The 16,971-nt window shown below is 67.1% G+C and carries 15 protein-coding genes; 11 read left to right on the top strand and 4 right to left on the bottom strand.

Annotated elements, in window-relative coordinates:
* Window positions 1-275 (bottom strand): FAD-binding oxidoreductase (locus JWN03_RS12710; protein ID WP_297613976.1); only part of this gene is annotated, 275 nt, incomplete at its 3' end.
* A gap of 58 nt (window positions 276-333) precedes the next feature.
* On the bottom strand, window positions 334-2,529 hold the full coding sequence (locus JWN03_RS12705) for a malate synthase G (protein ID WP_297613974.1): 2,196 nt from the start codon (window positions 2,527-2,529) through the stop codon (window positions 334-336).
* A gap of 199 nt (window positions 2,530-2,728) precedes the next feature.
* Here JWN03_RS12705 and JWN03_RS12700 point away from each other — a divergent pair, with 199 nt between their 5' ends.
* From JWN03_RS12700 to JWN03_RS12690, 3 genes are read left to right on the top strand one after another with little or no spacing between them, the layout of a single operon-like run.
* Window positions 2,729-3,472: an SDR family NAD(P)-dependent oxidoreductase gene (locus JWN03_RS12700; RefSeq protein WP_297613972.1), complete on the top strand. Its 744-nt coding sequence runs from the start codon at window positions 2,729-2,731 to the stop codon at window positions 3,470-3,472.
* Complete coding sequence (locus JWN03_RS12695) at window positions 3,469-4,101, top strand: TetR/AcrR family transcriptional regulator (protein ID WP_297613970.1); 633 nt, start codon at window positions 3,469-3,471, stop codon at window positions 4,099-4,101. The genes JWN03_RS12700 and JWN03_RS12695 overlap by 4 nt, the downstream gene beginning before the upstream one ends.
* 10 nt (window positions 4,102-4,111) lie before the next feature.
* A complete protein-coding gene (locus tag JWN03_RS12690; RefSeq protein ID WP_297613968.1) occupies window positions 4,112-5,401 on the top strand; it encodes an acyl-CoA dehydrogenase family protein in 1,290 nt (429 codons plus the stop codon).
* Between the two features lie 33 nt (window positions 5,402-5,434).
* Here JWN03_RS12690 and JWN03_RS12685 read toward each other — a convergent pair whose 3' ends face one another.
* The gene (locus JWN03_RS12685) at window positions 5,435-6,205 is read right to left on the bottom strand and encodes a sulfite exporter TauE/SafE family protein (protein WP_297613966.1); all 771 of its coding nucleotides are present in this window, start codon (window positions 6,203-6,205) and stop codon (window positions 5,435-5,437) included.
* Window positions 6,206-6,228: 23 nt separating this feature from the next.
* On the opposite strand from JWN03_RS12685, the gene pdxR reads away from it, so the two are divergent.
* Window positions 6,229-7,740 carry a MocR-like pyridoxine biosynthesis transcription factor PdxR gene (gene pdxR, locus JWN03_RS12680; protein ID WP_297613964.1) on the top strand — a complete coding sequence of 504 codons (1,512 nt, stop codon included), beginning with the start codon at window positions 6,229-6,231 and terminating at the stop codon, window positions 7,738-7,740.
* Here pdxR and JWN03_RS12675 read toward each other — a convergent pair.
* Window positions 7,722-9,077, bottom strand: coding sequence for an aspartate aminotransferase family protein (locus JWN03_RS12675; RefSeq protein WP_297613962.1), 1,356 nt, complete (start codon window positions 9,075-9,077; stop codon window positions 7,722-7,724). The two genes, pdxR and JWN03_RS12675, sit on opposite strands and share 19 nt — an antisense overlap.
* A gap of 271 nt (window positions 9,078-9,348) precedes the next feature.
* Here JWN03_RS12675 and JWN03_RS12670 point away from each other — a divergent pair, with 271 nt between their 5' ends.
* The 7 genes from JWN03_RS12670 (at window position 9,349) to JWN03_RS12640 (ending at window position 16,967) form a co-directional block, all read left to right on the top strand.
* Window positions 9,349-10,095, top strand: coding sequence for an SDR family NAD(P)-dependent oxidoreductase (locus tag JWN03_RS12670; RefSeq protein WP_297613960.1), 747 nt, complete (start codon window positions 9,349-9,351; stop codon window positions 10,093-10,095).
* Between the two features lie 206 nt (window positions 10,096-10,301).
* Window positions 10,302-11,090, top strand: coding sequence for an ABC transporter permease (locus JWN03_RS12665; protein WP_441342977.1), 789 nt, complete (start codon window positions 10,302-10,304; stop codon window positions 11,088-11,090).
* On the top strand, window positions 11,087-12,148 hold the full coding sequence (locus tag JWN03_RS12660) for a taurine ABC transporter substrate-binding protein (RefSeq protein WP_297613956.1): 1,062 nt from the start codon (window positions 11,087-11,089) through the stop codon (window positions 12,146-12,148). Before JWN03_RS12665 ends, JWN03_RS12660 begins: the two co-directional genes overlap by 4 nt.
* Complete coding sequence (locus JWN03_RS12655) at window positions 12,145-12,963, top strand: ABC transporter ATP-binding protein (RefSeq protein ID WP_297613954.1); 819 nt, start codon at window positions 12,145-12,147, stop codon at window positions 12,961-12,963. The genes JWN03_RS12660 and JWN03_RS12655 overlap by 4 nt, the downstream gene beginning before the upstream one ends.
* A 45-nt stretch (window positions 12,964-13,008) precedes the next feature.
* Window positions 13,009-15,129, top strand: coding sequence for an AfsR/SARP family transcriptional regulator (locus JWN03_RS12650; RefSeq protein WP_297613953.1), 2,121 nt, complete (start codon window positions 13,009-13,011; stop codon window positions 15,127-15,129).
* A gap of 115 nt (window positions 15,130-15,244) precedes the next feature.
* Window positions 15,245-15,628, top strand: coding sequence for a nuclear transport factor 2 family protein (locus tag JWN03_RS12645; protein ID WP_297613951.1), 384 nt, complete (start codon window positions 15,245-15,247; stop codon window positions 15,626-15,628).
* Window positions 15,564-16,967: an MMPL family transporter gene (locus tag JWN03_RS12640; protein WP_297613949.1), complete on the top strand. Its 1,404-nt coding sequence runs from the start codon at window positions 15,564-15,566 to the stop codon at window positions 16,965-16,967. Before JWN03_RS12645 ends, JWN03_RS12640 begins: the two co-directional genes overlap by 65 nt.
* Window positions 16,968-16,971: the final 4 nt, after the last annotated feature.

The raw sequence follows: 16,971 nt of genomic DNA, 5'->3' as shown, positions 1-16,971 counted from the left end.
TCGCGCATCCGCTCAGTCGACAGTACGACGCAACCGTTCTGCGCTGTGGACCCGCCCGAGAGGCCGGTGCCCGCGCCGCGCGGAACGACGGCGATGCCGTGCTCTGCCGCGAGCCGCAGCACCGCCTGCACGTCGGCAGTGCAGGTGACCCGCGCCACGGCCAGCGGCATGCCGGCCTCTGGATCGTACGCGTGATCCCACCGGTAGCCCGACATCTGGTCGGGGTCGGTGATCAGCGCGTCAGCTCGCCCGTCGACGTTCAGTGCCTCGGCCATCAGCCGCAGGAATCGCTTCTCTCGTGTCGACGGCACTGGCGACGAGAGCCTGACCGCGTCAGACATGATCGCTGACCAGGCTCGAGGCGGCCTTCTGGGCGCGTCTGGCCGCATGCAGGATCGGCTCGGTGTACCCGTTCGGCTGCTCGGCGCCCCGCAGAATGAGGTCGCGCGCTGCGCCGAACGCGATCGACTCGGTGCCGTCAGCGTCGATGAGGGCGAAATAGGCCGGATCGCCGCCGTTCTGCCGGTCGACGACCGGTGCGATGCGGGCGAGGCTGGAACGCACATCCGTCTCGGTGATGATGCCGTGCCGCAGCCAGTTGGCCAGCAGCTGGCTCGAGATGCGAAGCGTCGCCCGGTCTTCCATCAGGGCGACGTCGTTGATGTCGGGCACCTTCGAGCAGCCCACGCCCTGGTCGACCCAGCGCACGACGTAGCCGAGGATCGACTGCACGTTGTTGTCGAGTTCGTTCTGCCTCTCGTCGGCCGACCAGTTCGGGTCTGCTGCCAGCGGAATCTCGAGAATCGGGTCGACCCCGGCGGGCACGCGATCTTTCAGCTTCTGCTGCACCGCGAACACGTCGACCGCGTGATAGTGCAGCGCGTGCAGGGTGGCCGCGGTGGGTGACGGCACCCAGGCGGTCGTCGCACCAGACTTCGGATGCCCGATCTTCTGCTCGAGCATGGCATGCATCAGGTCGGGCATCGCCCACATACCCTTGCCGATCTGAGCCCGGCCAGAGAAGCCCGCCGCAAGGCCGGTGTCGACGTTGGCGGTCTCGTACGCGGCGATATAGCCCTGGTTCTTGAGTTCGCCCTTGCGAACGAAGGGCCCCGCGAGCATCGAGGTGTGAATCTCGTCTCCGGTGCGGTCGAGAAAGCCGGTGTTGATGAAGGCGACGCGGTCGGCGGCCTCACGGATGCTCGCGGCGAGGTTCACCGTGGTGCGGCGCTCCTCGTCCATGATGCCGACCTTGAGGGTGTTGGGGGTCAGGCCCAGCACGCCCTCGATGCGGCCGAACAGGTCGTTGGTGAAGGCGACCTCGTCCGGGCCGTGCATCTTCGGCTTCACGATGTAGACCGAGCCGGTGCGCGTATTCGACACGCGCGCTTCACCGTTCAGCGCATGCTTGGCGATGAGCGAGGTGAGCAGGCCGTCCAGAATGCCCTCGGGAACCTCATTGCCCGCGGCGTCGATGATCGCGTCGGAGGTCATGAGGTGACCGACATTGCGGACGAACAGCAGCGAACGGCCGTGCAGCACCAGATCGGAACCGTCGAGCGCGGTGTACACGCGATCCGGGTTCATGGTGCGGGTGAAGGACTTGCCGCCCTTCGACACCTCTTCGGACAGATCGCCCTTCATCAGGCCGAGCCAATTGTGGTAGCAGAGGACCTTGTCCTCGGCGTCCACGGCCGCGACCGAATCCTCGAAGTCCATGATCGTGGTGATCGCGGACTCCAGCACGACGTCCTTGACGCCGGCATCGTCGGTCGAGCCGACCGGCGAGGAGGGATCGATCTGCAGTTCGATGTGCAAACCGTTGTGCTTGAACAGGATCGAGGTCGGGGCCTCGGGAGTGCCGAGGTAACCGACCAGCGCATCGGCATCGGCCAGGCCGATATCGGTGCCGTCCTCGAGGGTGACCTCGAGCTCACCGTCGACAATGGCGTACTTGCTGGTGCCCAGGTGCGACCCGGTGATCAGCGGCAGCGCGTCGTCGAGGAAGTTACGGGCCCACTCGATGACCTTGTCGCCGCGAACCTTGTTGTAGCCCTTGCCCTTTTCCGCGCCATTGGCCTCGGAGATGGCATCGGTGCCGTACAGGGCGTCGTAGAGCGAGCCCCAGCGCGCGTTCGCCGCATTGATGGCGAAGCGGGCGTTCATGACCGGGACCACGAGTTGCGGGCCCGCGGTGATGGCGATTTCGGCGTCCACGTTTTCGGTACCGATCTGGAAATCGGCCGGTTCGGGACGCAGGTAGCCGATCTCGGTGAGGAACTGCTTGTAGGCAGCCTTGTCGTAGCCGGCGCCGGGGTTGGCGCGGTGCCACTCGTCGATCTTGGCCTGGATGTCGTCGCGTTCTGCGAGCAGAGCACGGTTACGGGGGGCGAGGTCGTTGATAACGGCCTCGGCACCCGACCAGAACGCGGCGGAGTCTACGCCGGTACCCGGAAGTGCCTCGTTCTCCACGAAATCGTGAAGGACGCGCGCGACCTGGAGTCCGCCGACCTGAATCCGCTCTGTCATCTACTGCCTCGTTTCGAGAAAGCCGGGTGGGCTGTGATGTTCGGGAAAAAGTACGCCTGTCATGTTACTCGCGGGTACCGGTGCGGATTTCCCGGTATCGGTGTTTCGGGGTCCTGCGGCGGGTCTTGATTGTATCGGCCGGTACATTTAATGTACTGAACGGAACATTTCCGAGGTTCAGCACATGAAGGTGTCGCGCATGGGAAACACGTTGTCCGGCAAGGTTGTCGCGGTCACCGGCGGTAGCCGGGGACTGGGCCGGGAGATGGTGCTGGCCTGCGCGGGCGCCGGTGCGGACGTGGTTATCGCCAGTCGCAAGTTCGACGCATGTGACGTACTCGCCACTGCGGTGCGAGAGAAATACGGGCGGCGGGCGCTGCCGGTGGCCTGCAATGTGGGGGAGTGGGCACACTGCGAGGCCCTGGTCGACGCCGCATACGCGGAGTTCGGGCAGGTCGATGTGCTGATCAACAATGCGGGTATGTCGCTGCTGTATCCGAGCCTGGACCAGGTCTCCGAGGCGATGTTCGACAAGGTGATCGCCACCAATCTCAAGGGGCCGTTCCGGCTGTCGGCGCTCATCGGGGCGCGCATGGCGGCGGCGGGGGCCGGATCGATCATCAATATCTCCTCGATCGAGGCGGCCAAGCCCGAACCGCTGGCTGTTCCCTATGCGGCGGCCAAGGCTGGTTTGGAGGCGCTGTCGAGCGGGCTCGCGCAGACCTTCGGGCCGGCGGTACGGGTCAACACCATTCGCTGCGGGGCCTTCGATACCGATATCGCCAAGGCGTGGCCCGCCGAGGTGCGCGAGTATCTCGCGCACAATGCGCTCGGGCGGATCGGCGCACCGGCCGACATCGTGGGCGCGGCACTGTTCTTTGCCTCCGACGCCTCGGCGTTCTGTACCGGCGCGACGCTCGCATTGGACGGTGGGTGGCGATGACCGCGGTACCGGCGCGACGACGCGGACGGCCACCGGCTTCGGAATCGAACGCGGGGGAGACCCGGGAGCGGATTGTGCAGGCGGCCTTGGAGCTGTTCGCGGAGAAGGGATTCCACGCCACCAGCGTCGGCGAAATCGGCGATCGGGCCGGGATTCAGCGGGGAGCGCTGTACTACCACATCGGATCGAAGGAGGAATTGCTCTTCCAGATCCGGCGCGGCTACACCCAGCTCATGCTCGATGATGCCGCTCGTATCGTGGACGGCGCGGGCGAGCCGATGGTCAAGCTGCGCAACCTCATTCGAAGTCATGTGCACGGGATCATCGAGCATCGGCACGAGGTCACCATCGCCCTGCGGGATGCCGGTGCACTGACCGGCGAACGCGCCGCCGATCTCCAGGAGCTGCGCGACGGCATCCAGCAGCGCTGGCAGCGCGTCATCGACGACGGATATGCCGTGGGCGCACTGCGTTCCAAGGATCACGTGGTCACCAACAGCATTGTGGCCATGCTGAACATGGTGAGCACCTGGTACCGCCCCGACGGCGAACACAGCCCCGGCGAAATAGCCGACATTCTCACCACCACCATCCTCGACGGTGTCACCACACCGGCTGGAATCAAGTGAAAGGCTGACCATGGCTTGGGATTTCGAGACCGACCCGGAATACCAGAAGAAACTGGACTGGGTCGCGGAGTTCGTCCGGACCGAGGTGGAGCCGCTCGATCTGCTCTACCCGAACCCGTACGACCGGCAGAACCCGGAGATCCGGGCGCTCATGAAACCGTTGCAGGAGCAGGTGAAAGCGCAGGAGCTGTGGGCCTGCCACCTCGGGCCCGAGCTCGGCGGACCCGGTTACGGGCAGCTGAAACTCGCACTGCTCAACGAGGTGCTCGGCACCTCGCAGTGGGCGCCACTCGTCTTCGGTTGTCAGGCACCGGATTCCGGTAATGCGGAGATTCTCGCGCACTTCGGTACCCCGGAGCAGAAGTCGAAGTACCTGGAGCCGTTGCTCGCCGGAGAGATCGGCTCCTGCTACGTCATGACCGAGCCCACCGGTGGTTCCGATCCGACGTCCTTCAAGACCCTTGCCGTCCGCGACGGTGACTCGTGGGTCATCAACGGCGAGAAGTGGTTCAACTCCGCGGCTGCCTACGCCACCTTCCATATCGTGATGGCGGTGACCGATCCCGAGGCCGCACCGCACCAGCGGCTCTCGATGTTCATCGTCCCCGCCGATACCCCCGGCCTGGAGATCGTGCGGAACTTCACCGTCCCCGGCTTCAGTGATACCGAAGGCCACTTGCGCTTCACCGATGTGCGCATCCCCGCCGACAGCCTGCTCGGTGCGGAGGGGCTCGGCTTCGTCGTCGCGCAGACCCGCCTCGGCGGCGGCCGCGTGCACCACGCCATGCGCACAGTCGCGCTGGTACGCAAGGCTTTCGACATGATGTGCGAGCGCGCCGTCTCCCGGCCCATGCGCAAGGGCGTGCTCGGCGGCCTGCAGATGACGCAGGAGAAGATCGCCGAATCGTGGATCGAGATGGAGCAGTTCCGGCTGCTCGTACTGCGCACGGCGTGGCGTATCGACAAGGAACAGGACTACCGCAAGGTGCGCCACGACATTGCCGCCATCAAGGTCGCCATGCCGAAGGTCATGCACGATATCGCCCAGCGGGCCATGCACCTGCACGGCGCCATCGGCGTCAGCACCGACCTGCCGTTTGTCGACATGATGAACTACGCCCAGGTCATGGCGATTGCGGACGGCCCCACCGAGGTACACAAGATCACCCTCGCCAAGGAGGTCCTCAAGACCTACGCGCCCGGAGATCCGGTGTACCCCAGCGGTTACCGCCCCGCGCTCCGCGAGGCCGCCCGAGACCTGGTGGCGCAGCGCCTGGAACACGCCGTCGGCAATCTCTGAACAGGTCGAACCGGAAGGTGCGGCGGGTGTCGTCTAGCCGCTGAATCCGGCGGTGAACAATATCGCCGCGGCGGTGAGGATCACCCAGGCCGTGACGCGGCTGATGTGTGTCACGGCCAGCTGCCGCGCCAGCCGGCCGCCGATCACCGTGCCGCACAACAGCATTGGACTCATGATCGCCGCGTTCCGGAGGTCGGCTCCGGTGAATTGTCCCTGCACGGCCAAGGCCGCAGCGCTCACCACGGAGATGATGAGGAAGATGGCCGACAGTGTGGCGCGTAGTTCCGCGGGGTTCGAGGGGCGATAGGCCAGCGACAGTGGCGGACCGGGCATGGCCGCCACCGCCGCCAGGAATCCGGCGGCGACCCCGGCCGCGGTCAGTGCTCGCCGGGAACCGGGCAGGGTGCGGCCGGTGAGCAGGAACACGCCGATGACGGCGGCAGCTGACGCCACCACGAGGCGCAGCGCGCCGGTGTCCAGGGTGCCGAGCACCGCTGTGCCGATCGCGACGCCGGGCAGCATGGCCGCACTGACAAAAACCACTGTGCGCACATCGCAATGGCGGTATTCGCGCAGCAGACCCGTCGCCGTCATCGCCACGGTGAGCACCAGCAGCGGACCCGGAACCAACTGCGGCGCCAAGACCAGCAGTATCGGTGCGGTGATCAGGCCGAATCCGGAGCCCGTCACCGCCTGGGCCGCCGCGGACACAAGCAACACCACACACACCAGCAGGACCGTCACCCCGTGAAATCTGCCGGTCAACTGGCGCTGCCGGAAGGGCCAGATCATGTGATACTCCATGGTGCCAGTGAAGGAGTGGATCGGTGCCCGATGACAAGCACGCGCACGGCCCGGCGGCGCCCATCGACGGGGACGCCCCGAAATATCGGCAGGTGCGGGCCATGCTCGAGGATCGGCTGGCGCAGGGGGTGTTCGCGGGTGGCCGGCCGATGCCGTCGTCGCGGTTCCTGGCTCAGCAGCTCGGAGTGTCCCGCAATACTGTGGCCGCCGCGTACGACGAACTGATCGCGCTGGGAGTGGTGGAGAGCCGGCCGCGCAGCGGCCTGTACGCAGCTGCTCCGCTCACCCGCGGTGCGGCGGGCGCACCGCGGACCTCGCCCGCCGTCGATTGGGCGAGCTTGCTCAAGCCCCGGCAGAACGTCGAATTCACCCGCACCCTGGGGCATCCCGACGCGTTCGACTATCCGTACCCGTTCATCAGCTCACAACCCGAGCTCCGGTCCTTCCCGGTGCGGGGATGGCTGCGGGCGGTGGATCAGGCCATGACCGGACCGCATCTGCGCTACAGCATTCGCGACGCGGTGGACCAGGATGATCCGCTGCTTGTCGAGGTGCTGCGCCGAGAGATCCTGCCGTCCCGGGGAATTCACGCCGCTCCGGAGGAGATCCTGGTGACCGGGGGCACCCAGCAGGGGCTGTCGCTGATCGCCGACGTGCTGATGGGCCCCGGTCTCACCGTGGGTTTCGAGAATCCCGGATATCTCGACGCCATGCATATCGTGCACCGCAGCGGCGCTCGGCTGATGCCGGTTCCGGTGGACGGTCGTGGCGCGGTCTTCGACGAGGCCACGGTGTTCGATGCCATGTATCTCACACCCAGCCACCATCATCCGACCAATGTCACCTTGAGTCTGCCGCGGCGGAAACTGCTGTTGGAACTGCTCGCCGAACGCAATGGCTTCGTCATCGAGGACGACTACGACAGCGAATTCCGCTTTCGCGGGCGGCCGACCCCCTCGTTGAAATCTCTCGACGACAGTCAGCGGGTCATCTATCTGGGGTCGTTCTCGAAATTCCTGTCCGCCGGACTGCGGATCGGCTACATCGTAGCCGATGCCCCGGTGATCGCGGCCCTGCGCGCCGAACGCCATCACCGAACCAAGCATCTGCCCGGACTCATTCAGCGGTCGCTGGCGCTGTTCATCGAATCCGGTGAATTCCACAAGGTATTGCGTGCGCACCGGCGTCGGCTCGCGCACAACTGGGAGCTCATGACGGCGGCTATGGCACGCCACCTGCCGGAGGCCGACGCGCAGACCCTGCCGCCGGGCGGGGTATCGATCTGGTACGCCGGTCCCGAAACATTGGACGCCGCACTGGTGACCGCGCGGGCCGCGCGGCGCGGTGTGCTCGTGGCCGACGGATCCCGATACTTCTTCCCGGGCACCGGAACTCGCAACTGCCTGCGCCTGGGCTTCGCCTCGATCGCCGCACCCGCGATCGACCCGGGCATCGCGCTGCTCGGGTCGATCATGCGGGAGGTGCAGGCCGAATCCGGCCGCGGGGGAGCGGTGGGTCAGCGCGCGCCGGTGTAGAACGAGTCGGCGACGTCGAGCGCCCGATCCAGCATGGCCAGGCCCGCTGAGATCTCGGCCGGGGTGACGATGCACGGCGGCACCACATGGATGCGGTGATAGTTGTTGAACAGCAGCAATCCCTGCTCTCGTGCCGCCGACATCGTCTGTGCGATAGCCGCATTCGTGCCGCCGTAGGGCGAGAGCGGTTCACGCGTCTCGCGATCGGTGACCAGATCCAGTGCCCAGAAGACGCCGAGACCGCGTACCTCGCCGACGCTGGGATGGCGGCGCGCCAACTCCCGCAGGCCCGGGCCGAGCGCGGTGCGGCCGATGAATTCGGCGTTCTCCACAATGGATTCGGCGTGCATGGTCTCGATGGTCGCGACCGCGGCCGCGCAGGCCAGCGGATGCCCGGAGTAGGTCAGCCCGCCCGGATACGCCCGCTGGGCGAAGGTCCGGTAGATGCGCTCGCCGACGATCACTCCGCCGAGCGGCACATATCCGGAGTTGACGCCCTTGGCGAAGGTGATGAGATCGGGCACCGCGCCATAGTGGTCCAGAGCCAGCCATCCTCCGGTGCGGCCGAATCCGGCCATCACCTCATCGCAGATCATCACGATGCCGTAGCGGTCGCAGATCGCGCGCACCCCGGGGAGGTAGCCGGGCGGCGGCGGCATGATGCCGGAGGTGCCGGGGACCGGCTCGATGATCAAGGCGGCGAAGGCATCCGGACCCTCGAACCGGATCAGCGAGTCCAAATGCGCCAGGGCTCTTTCACACTCCTGCTCCTCGGTGGCGGCATGGAATTCCGACCGGTACAGGAACGGCCCGTGGAAGTGCACCACCCCGGAATTGCCGTGGTCATTGGGCCAGCGGCGGTGGTCGCCGGACAGATTGATCGTCTGCGCCGTCGCCCCGTGATAGGAGCGGAAGGCCGACAAAACCTTGTAGCGGCCGGTGTGCAGCCTCGCCATTCGCACGGCGTGCTCATTGGCGTCTGCTCCGCCGCTGGTGAAGAACACCCGGTCCATGCCCTCGGGCGCGATCTGTGCGATGAGGTGCGCCGCTTGCGAGCGCGCCGCATTGGCGTGTGCGGGCGCGATCGTGCACAGCTTCGCCGCTTGCTGCTGAATGGCCTCGACCACGCGCGGATGCTGGTGTCCCACATTGGTATAGACCAGTTGCGAGGAGAAGTCGAGATACCGGCGGCCGGCACCGTCCCATACCTCGCAGCCCGCCGCGTCCTCGATCACCATCGGATCCAACGTCTGTTGCGCGGACCAGGAGTGGAACACGTGCGCACGGTCGAGCTCATAGGTGTGTGCCGCGCTGACCGTTGTGCTGGGAGCCGCCATGGCGGTGACCTCCTTGTCGAGAAACTGATGGGTCCCGATTGATGCTGGTGAATTCGGCTGGCCTGCCGCCAGGGCCAGATCCACCGCCAATCGACCGGGCCAGTTACCTCGCGGAACCGTCCGGGTAACACGGCGCCCGTACGTTACGGCTGGCCCTGTCAAGTGGCCCGGTAAGTGGCTCTGGGGACGGAACCAGATGGTGACCAGACTCGGATTCGCACCGCCGGGAAACCGGAATCGCCCGGCGGTCCGATCGACTTCGAGGAGTTCTATGTCCGTGCAGCGCAATCCCGTCGCCGTGGTGACCGGTGCCAGCAGTGGCATCGGCGCGGCCACGGTCCGGCACCTGGTGAAAGAGGGTTTCGAGGTGGTGATGGGTGCCCGCCGGATGGATCGGCTGCGTGCTCTCGCCGACGAGACCGGTGCTCGGGCAATGCCGTTGGATGTGACCGAGGTCGCCTCGGTGGCTGCGTTCTGTGAGCAGATCGACCGCTGCGATGTGCTGGTCAACAATGCGGGCGGCGCGATCGGCGCCGACTCCATCGCCGAGACCGACGAAGCCGACTGGACGGCCATGTTCGACGTCAATGTGCTCGGCGTTCTGCGCGTCACCCAGAGATTGCTCCCGCTGCTGCGAGCCAGTGGCAATGCCACGGTGGTCACCATCGGTTCCATTGCGGGGCGGGAGCCCTACCTCGGCGGCGGCGGATACAACGCCGCCAAGCACGCGGTCACCGCGCTCACCCGGGTGCTGCGCCTGGAATTGCTCGGCGAGCCGGTCCGGGTGTGCCAGATCGATCCCGGCATGGTCGACACCGAGTTCAGCCTCATGCGATTCGGCGGCGACGCCGACCGCGCTGCCACGGTGTACGCGGGCGCCGATCCACTGACCGCCGACGATATCGCCGACTGCGTGGCCTGGGTGGTGACCCGGCCGAGCCGGGTCAATGTGGACTCGCTGCTGGTGCTCGCGCGGGATCAGACCTCGGCGCAGCGCGTACATCGGAGGACGGCATGACCGCCACTGCTGACACCGCCGTCACTGCTGACACCGCCACTGACGACGCGGCCGACTCCGCCGCCGCCACTGTCGCCGACTCCGCCGCCGGTCCGTCCACGGAGCTGACGGCCGACGGTGCTGCGCAGAGCGTTCGCCCCCGCACCGCCGCCTCGGCGTCACGGCGCGGTCCGAGCCGCCGGACCACGCGGAAAGTGTTGCGCGCCCTGGTATTCCGGCTGGCGGCGCTGGCCTTCTTCCTACTGGTGTGGGCGGCCGTCACCGGGGCCGGGCTGATCGATCCGCTGTTCCTGCCGTCGCCGCGGGCGGTGTGGGACGCGTTCGTGCGCGCCAACAGCTGGCATCAGGTGGCTCCCGGCGTACCGCGTGAAGTGCTCGGGGAGCAGAACTACTTCCTGTGGGAGCATCTGCTCGCCAGCTGTCAACGCCTGGGCGCCGGGGTGGGTGCGGCGGTCGTGGTGGGTCCGCTCATCGGATTCGCGATGGGGATGTTCGCGCCGGTGCGCACCGCCCTCGAGCCGTATCTGAACTTCCTGCGCGCACTGCCGCCACTGGGCTATATCGGCCTGCTGATCGTGTGGTTCGGCATCGGCGACAGCTCGAAGATCTGGCTGCTGTTCCTGGCCGCCTTCCCGCCCATCGCGATCGCCACCCTCGGCGGGGTCACCTCGATCAAGGCCGATCAGATCAACGCCGCCCGGGCATTGGGCGCGAACCGGGTGCAGGTGCTCGTGAACGTGGTCCTGCCCTCGACGCTGCCCGAGGTGATCAACGGCATCCGCATCGCCACGGGCTTCGCGTGGACCACCGTGGTGGCAGCCGAACTCAACAACGGTATTCCCGGTATCGGCGGACTCGCGTATCTGGCTGGGACACAACTCAATACCCCGCTGACCATCGCCTGCATCATCGTGATCGGCGTGGCGGCACTGGTTCTCGATTCGACGATCAAAGCGCTCGGCGCGATCGTCACACCCTGGAAGGGCAAGGCATGACCTCACCACGACTGCGCACGGCGCTCGGCATCTTCACCGCGGCGACCGTGCTCCTGGCCTTGACCGGCTGTGTGGAATCCGGCCGCGGCGATACCAGCCGCACCGTCGGGGCCGCGAATTGCCCGGTGCCGGTGGATGCTTCGGTCAAGGGCACGGCGCGGATCGGCTTTCAGCAGATTCCCAACGGAGACATGATCGTCAAGGACCGCGGCTGGCTGGCGGCATGTCTGCCCAACGCCACCATCAACTGGAGCAATTTCGCCTCCGGTCAGGATGTGGTGCAGGCCTTCGCTTCCGGCAGTCTCGATCTGGGGACGCTGGGGTCCTCTCCAGCGACGAAGGCGCTGTCGGCCCCGTTGAACCTGCCGGTGCGGGTGGTATGGATCCAGGATGTGATCGGCAAGGCCGAATCGCTGGCGGTCCGGGATCCGGCCATCACCTCGCTGGCGGGCCTGCGCGGCAAGCGGATCGCCACCCCGTTCGGCAGCACCTCGCACTACAGCTTGCTGTCCGCGCTCTCGGCGGCCGGCTTGACCTCCGATGTCACGCTCATCAATCTGAAACCCGACGCGATTCTCGCCGCCTGGCAGCGCAAGGAGATCGATGCCGCCTGGGTGTGGGATCCGTCGCTGTCGACCTTGCTGGCAGATGGGCATGTTGTCACCAGTAGCGCCGAGGTGGCGGCGGCCGGTGCACCCACCTTCGATCTGAGCGCCGGGCGCACCGAGTTCCTCACCGCGAACCCGAAATTCATGCTGATGTGGACGCGATTGCAGAACTTCGCCGCCGCCCAGATCGCCGCCGACCCGGCCGCCGCCGCGACGTCGATCGCGGCGCAATTCGGAACCACGCCCGAGGTGGTGCGACCGCAATTGCGCGGATACACCTATCCCACCGCGGCCGACCAGGCCGGGCCCGCGTACCTGGGTGGCGGCTTCGCCGACAACCTCGCGGGAACCGCGAAATTCCTGCTGCAACAGGGCGGCATCGACGCGGTGAGCCCGTCCTACAGCGGCGGAATCGACAGCACCGCGGTGCGGGCGGTGGCAGCGCAATGAGTGAACTCGATGCGCGGAATCGGTTGGTGCTCACCGATATCGGCGTGGACTACCACAGCGGCGGCGAGACGGTACGTGCGCTGGCACCGACCAGCCTGACCATCGACCCCGGCGAATTCGTCTGTGTCGTCGGACCTTCCGGATGCGGTAAGACCACGCTGCTGCAGGTGCTCGCCGGATTCCTGGAGCCGACCTCCGGGACCATCCTGGTGGGCGGCCAGCATGTGCGCGGGCCGGACCCCGACCGGGGGGTGGTGTTCCAGCAGCCGAATCTGTACCCGTGGCTGACGGTGCGCGGCAATGTGGAATTCGGCCTGCGCATGCGACATATGCCGCGCACCGAACGCGCCGCCACCGCCGACCGCATGCTGGATCTGGTGGGCCTGCGTGAGTACGGCCGTCGCCGGCCCTACGAACTCTCCGGCGGTCAGCAGCAGCGCTGCCAGATCGCGCGGGTGCTGGCCACCGACCCGCGCATCATCCTCATGGACGAACCGTTCGGCGCACTCGACGCCATGACCCGGGAGAAGCTACAGCTCGAACTGCTCGACCTGTGGCACCAGCGCCGCAAGACGATCGTCTTCGTCACGCACAGTGTGGAGGAGGCCATCTTCCTGGGCACCCGGGTTCTCGTTATGGGCGCGCAACCGGGCCGTGTCATCTACGACCGGCAGGTGTCCTGCAAGGGCGACAACGGCGCGCAGCCGGATTCCCGCATCCGCTCCACCCCGGAATTCGTTGCCATGCGTGACGAGGTGGCGGCGAAGATCTACGAAGCCCAGGGGGTGATCGGATCGGTGGTGGCAGCGCACTGAGCCCGCCGGGGCCCCGGATGCTCGGCCGAATGGCACAGTGGTGATGTGCGTGTCGGAATCCTGGGCCCACTGGAGGTGCTGGTCGAGGGCGAGGGTGTGGAGATCGGCGGCGTGCGCCTACGGGGGCTGCTGATCCGGCTCGCGCTGGATGCTGGACGGCCGGTGAGTCTCGTGACGCTGGTGGCGGCGCTGTGGCCGGATGACCCGCCGCGCCGGCCGGGGCATGCGGTGCAGACGCTGGTGTCGCGATTGCGCCGGGTGCTGCCGGTCGCGGTGCGATTCGATCCGGGCGGGTACCGGCTGGAATTGCCTCCCGATGCGGTCGACGCGCATCGGTTCGAGCGACTGCTCAGCACGGCGCGGCGGGAATCCGATCCGGCGCGTGCGCTGCGGCTGCTGCGGGAGGCGTCGGCACTGTGGCGTGGACCCGCGCTCGCCGATGTCGCGGACCTGCCCTTCGCGGCGGCCGCCGCGGCTCGGTGGGAAGAATTGCGCCTCACCGCGCTGGAGGACGCCGCCGCGATCGAATTGGAAAGCGGCGGCGACCTTTCGGCAGTGGTGGCCGGATTGGCGGAGCTGACGGCGGCGCAGCCGCTGCGGGAACGGCCGCGGGAGATGCTGATTCGCGCATTGCACCGTGACGGGCGCCGTGGTGAGGCGCTGGCCGCGTACGAGCGCTACCGGGTGCTGCTGGCCGAGGGATGGGGCGGCGATCCCGGAACCGCCACGCAAGCGGCGCATTTGCGGGTGCTGCGGGACGGGATCACCGATTCGGACACTGCCGCTGAGCAGGTGGCAGCACCTTTGCACACCGGTGGCGTCGAGGCGCGGGCGTCACGGTATGGGCAGCCGGAATCGATTCCACCGCAGCGCAATGCGCTGTCCGCACCGCGGGTTTCCCTGGCCGGCTTGATCGGTCGCGAACAGGAGCTGGCGCAGATCGCAGACCGGCTCGGGGTGGCCCGGTTGGTGACGCTCGTCGGCCCGGGCGGCACCGGCAAAACCAGGCTCGCAATGACGATCGCCCAGTCGGTGACCGGGTATCCGGGTGGTGTCGGGGTGGCCGAGTTGGCGGCAGTTACCGATCCCGGCGATCTGGTGCCCGAAGTGGGTGCGAGCCTGGGGATTGTCGAGCCACGGCAGCACGGGCTCACCACCGGCGCCCGGATCGGGCTGCTCGCCGGTGCGATGTCCACCGCGCCCACCCTGCTCGTGCTTGACAACTGTGAGCATCTCGTCGACGCGGTGGCGCGGTTCGCCGAGGAGCTACTGGGCCGCTGCCCCGCTCTGCACATTCTGGCAACCAGCCGCGAGCCGCTCGATATCTCCGGTGAAATGCTCTGTGACATAGCGCCATTGCCGGTGCCCGCGCCAGGGGCGCCGCCGGCCACCGCCTTAGCCGCGCCGGCCGTGCGATTGTTCGCCGACCGGGCCGTCGCGGTGCGGACCGGGTTCGCGGTGAACGCGGAGAATATCGACGCCGTCGCTGACATCTGCCGCGCGCTGGACGGTTTGCCGCTCGCGCTCGAACTGGCCGCAGCCAAGCTGCGGACCATGCCGCTGGCCGCCCTGCATGCCGGGCTGGGCGACAGATTCGCCGTACTGACCAATGGCCGGCGCACCGCGCTGCCCCGGCATCGGACACTGCGCGCGGTGCTGGATTGGGATTGGGAACTGCTCTGCGACGAGGAGCGGAGGGCGCTGGCGCGATTGGCCGTATTCCCCTCGTCCTTCGGCCCCGACGCGGCGCAGCGGCTCGGCGCATCGACCGGGACGCTCGACACGCTGCTGGACAAATCGCTATTGCAGCTGGCCGATAATCCGCGTCCGCGCTATCGCATGCTGGAAACTATCGCAGCAGGCCATGCTCGGGTTTCGGCTGGCAATGCTGCACATTGCCCAGGCGGATCTCGCCGAGGCGGGCAGATACTGTGCCGAGGCCTGGCACGACGCGGTCGCACTGCACGACCCGCCGATGGCCGCCGAGGTCAGCCTGAGCATCGCGCGGCTGTGCCTCGCGGTGGCGGAACCCGCGGTCGCGGCGGAAGTGCTCGGCGCGGGACATGCGCTTCGGGGCGCGGCCGATGCGCGAAATCCCGAAATCGTCGTGCTGACAGCAGAATTGGATGCACTTCTGGGTGCACCGCAGCGAAGCGACCATTATGAGCGCGGCCGCATCCTCGACCGCGACAAGGCCTTCGTGGCCGTCGAACAATGGCTTGCCCACGCTCGAGAGCGATCTGCGCGCGATCTGTGAGCCACGGGTCGCACGGTGGGCAGCATGCACACCGAAACAGAACTGACCAGCTTCCTGATCGACTACCCGTCCGAAATGGCCTTCAGCGGCAAAGATCCCGGGGAGGTCATGGATCGCTGGTTCGTGCCCGGCATCGTGTATCGCAATGATGGGCTGGCACTGGATCGGCAGCGTCTCATCGACCACGTTCGACCGGCCCGCAAGAATGCGGTCGACGTGCAGGTCGACGTGCACGAGGCGCTGGTGTCCGGGCAGCGCATCGCGGCGCATTACACCCTGACTGCCACCATGCGCACCGGTGCGCAACTCGCCACCGAGATCGTCATGATCGGGCGGCTGGCCGATGACGGCCGAATCAGTGAAATCGACCAGCTCACCCGCGTGCTCCGGACCGAGCCGAACGCATGAGACCACACCGGCTGACCCCACGCCGAATCGTCTGGGGCGCAATGGTGTTGTGGATACTGGCCGTCGCTGTCGCAGGCGGGTTCGCGGGCAAGCCACCATCGCGGCCAGCGCCGCGACAGTGGCGCTGAGTCTGCTGTGCCTGATGGTCGCGGTGATGAATTCGACCAAGAGTCTGGGGCCGGTCATGGCCATCGGCGTGGTGGTTGCCTTCGCGGTGATGTCGACCCTGTTCCCGGCGCTGCTGGTGTCCTGCGGGCGGTGGATCTTCTGGCCCGTCCGCCCGCACTACGGCACTCCTGACGCCACCTCCGGTCGCGGACGGCGCTGGACCGGACGGCTCATTGCCGCCAGGCCCCGGCTGGTGTGGATGTTCACCGCGACGGCGCTGGCCGTGCTCGCGCTCGGCGCATTCGGACTGCACTCCAATGGATTACAGAACCAGGATATGTTCCGCAATCACCCCGAGGCCGTCGCGGGCGAGAAGACGCTGCTCGCGCATTTCCCGGGCGGAACGGGTGACCCGCTGCAGATCGTAGGACCCGCAACCGCAGCAGACCGCCTGTTCGCACTCGCGAAAGTATCAGGTGTCGTGAATGTTTCGGTACCGGCGACGCATGAGGATATTGCCTACCTCGAGGCCACACCGACAGCGCCGACCGCCAGCACCGCGGCCTTCGACACGGTCGATCGATTGCGGACGGCGGTGCATTCCGTGCCTGGAGCGCGGGTCGGTGGCGGCAGCGCGGTCGCTCTGGATACCCTCCGGGCGTCGCACCGCGACCAATCCGTGGTGGTGCCACTGGTTCTCGCCATAGTGGCACTGGTGATGTGCCAACTGCTGCGAGCCGTGGTAGCGCCGCTGCTGGTGCTCGCCACGACGGTATTGTCGCTGGGCGCGGCGTTCGGGGTGAGCGCGCTGGTATTCGACCACGCCTTCGGGTTCGCGGGCACGGACACGGCATTCCCACTGTGGACCTTCGTCTTCCTCGTCAGCCTCGGGATCGACTACAGCATCTTCCTGATGGCTCGTATTCGGGAAGAAGCCCGCGCGCACGGCACCGCGGCCGGTGCGCTGATCGCGGCGAGAACCACGGGCGGCACCATTACGGCCGCCGGGCTCGTGCTGGCCGGAACCTTCGCCGCACTTCTCACGCTCCCACTGGTAATGGTGACGGAGATAGGTTTCGCGGTCGCCTGCGGAGTGCTGCTGGATACCTTCGTGGTCCGCACGGTATTGGTCACTGCCTTGACAGTCGATCTAGGCGACTGCATCTGGTGGCCCGGTCGGTCGCGTGCGGCACGGCCCGCGCGATCCATCGAGGAGCCGGTGAAGCTATAGGCAG

Source organism: Nocardia sp. (genome assembly GCF_025465275.1).
Classification (GTDB): Bacteria; Actinomycetota; Actinomycetes; order Mycobacteriales; family Mycobacteriaceae; genus Nocardia.
Note: the sequence above shows the minus strand (reverse complement) of the source record. Positions and strands in the feature narration are given on the sequence as shown.

Coding starts and splice junctions, on each gene's coding strand:
- JWN03_RS12705 (WP_297613974.1), bottom strand. CDS start 2,529: ATGACAGAGCGGATTCAGGTCGGCGGACTCCAGGTCGCGCGCGTCCTT.
- JWN03_RS12700 (WP_297613972.1), top strand. CDS start 2,729: ATGGGAAACACGTTGTCCGGCAAGGTTGTCGCGGTCACCGGCGGTAGC.
- JWN03_RS12695 (WP_297613970.1), top strand. CDS start 3,469: ATGACCGCGGTACCGGCGCGACGACGCGGACGGCCACCGGCTTCGGAA.
- JWN03_RS12690 (WP_297613968.1), top strand. CDS start 4,112: ATGGCTTGGGATTTCGAGACCGACCCGGAATACCAGAAGAAACTGGAC.
- JWN03_RS12685 (WP_297613966.1), bottom strand. CDS start 6,205: ATGGAGTATCACATGATCTGGCCCTTCCGGCAGCGCCAGTTGACCGGC.
- JWN03_RS12675 (WP_297613962.1), bottom strand. CDS start 9,077: ATGGCGGCTCCCAGCACAACGGTCAGCGCGGCACACACCTATGAGCTC.
- JWN03_RS12670 (WP_297613960.1), top strand. CDS start 9,349: ATGTCCGTGCAGCGCAATCCCGTCGCCGTGGTGACCGGTGCCAGCAGT.
- JWN03_RS12660 (WP_297613956.1), top strand. CDS start 11,087: ATGACCTCACCACGACTGCGCACGGCGCTCGGCATCTTCACCGCGGCG.
- JWN03_RS12655 (WP_297613954.1), top strand. CDS start 12,145: ATGAGTGAACTCGATGCGCGGAATCGGTTGGTGCTCACCGATATCGGC.
- JWN03_RS12645 (WP_297613951.1), top strand. CDS start 15,245: ATGCACACCGAAACAGAACTGACCAGCTTCCTGATCGACTACCCGTCC.
- JWN03_RS12640 (WP_297613949.1), top strand. CDS start 15,564: ATGACGGCCGAATCAGTGAAATCGACCAGCTCACCCGCGTGCTCCGGA.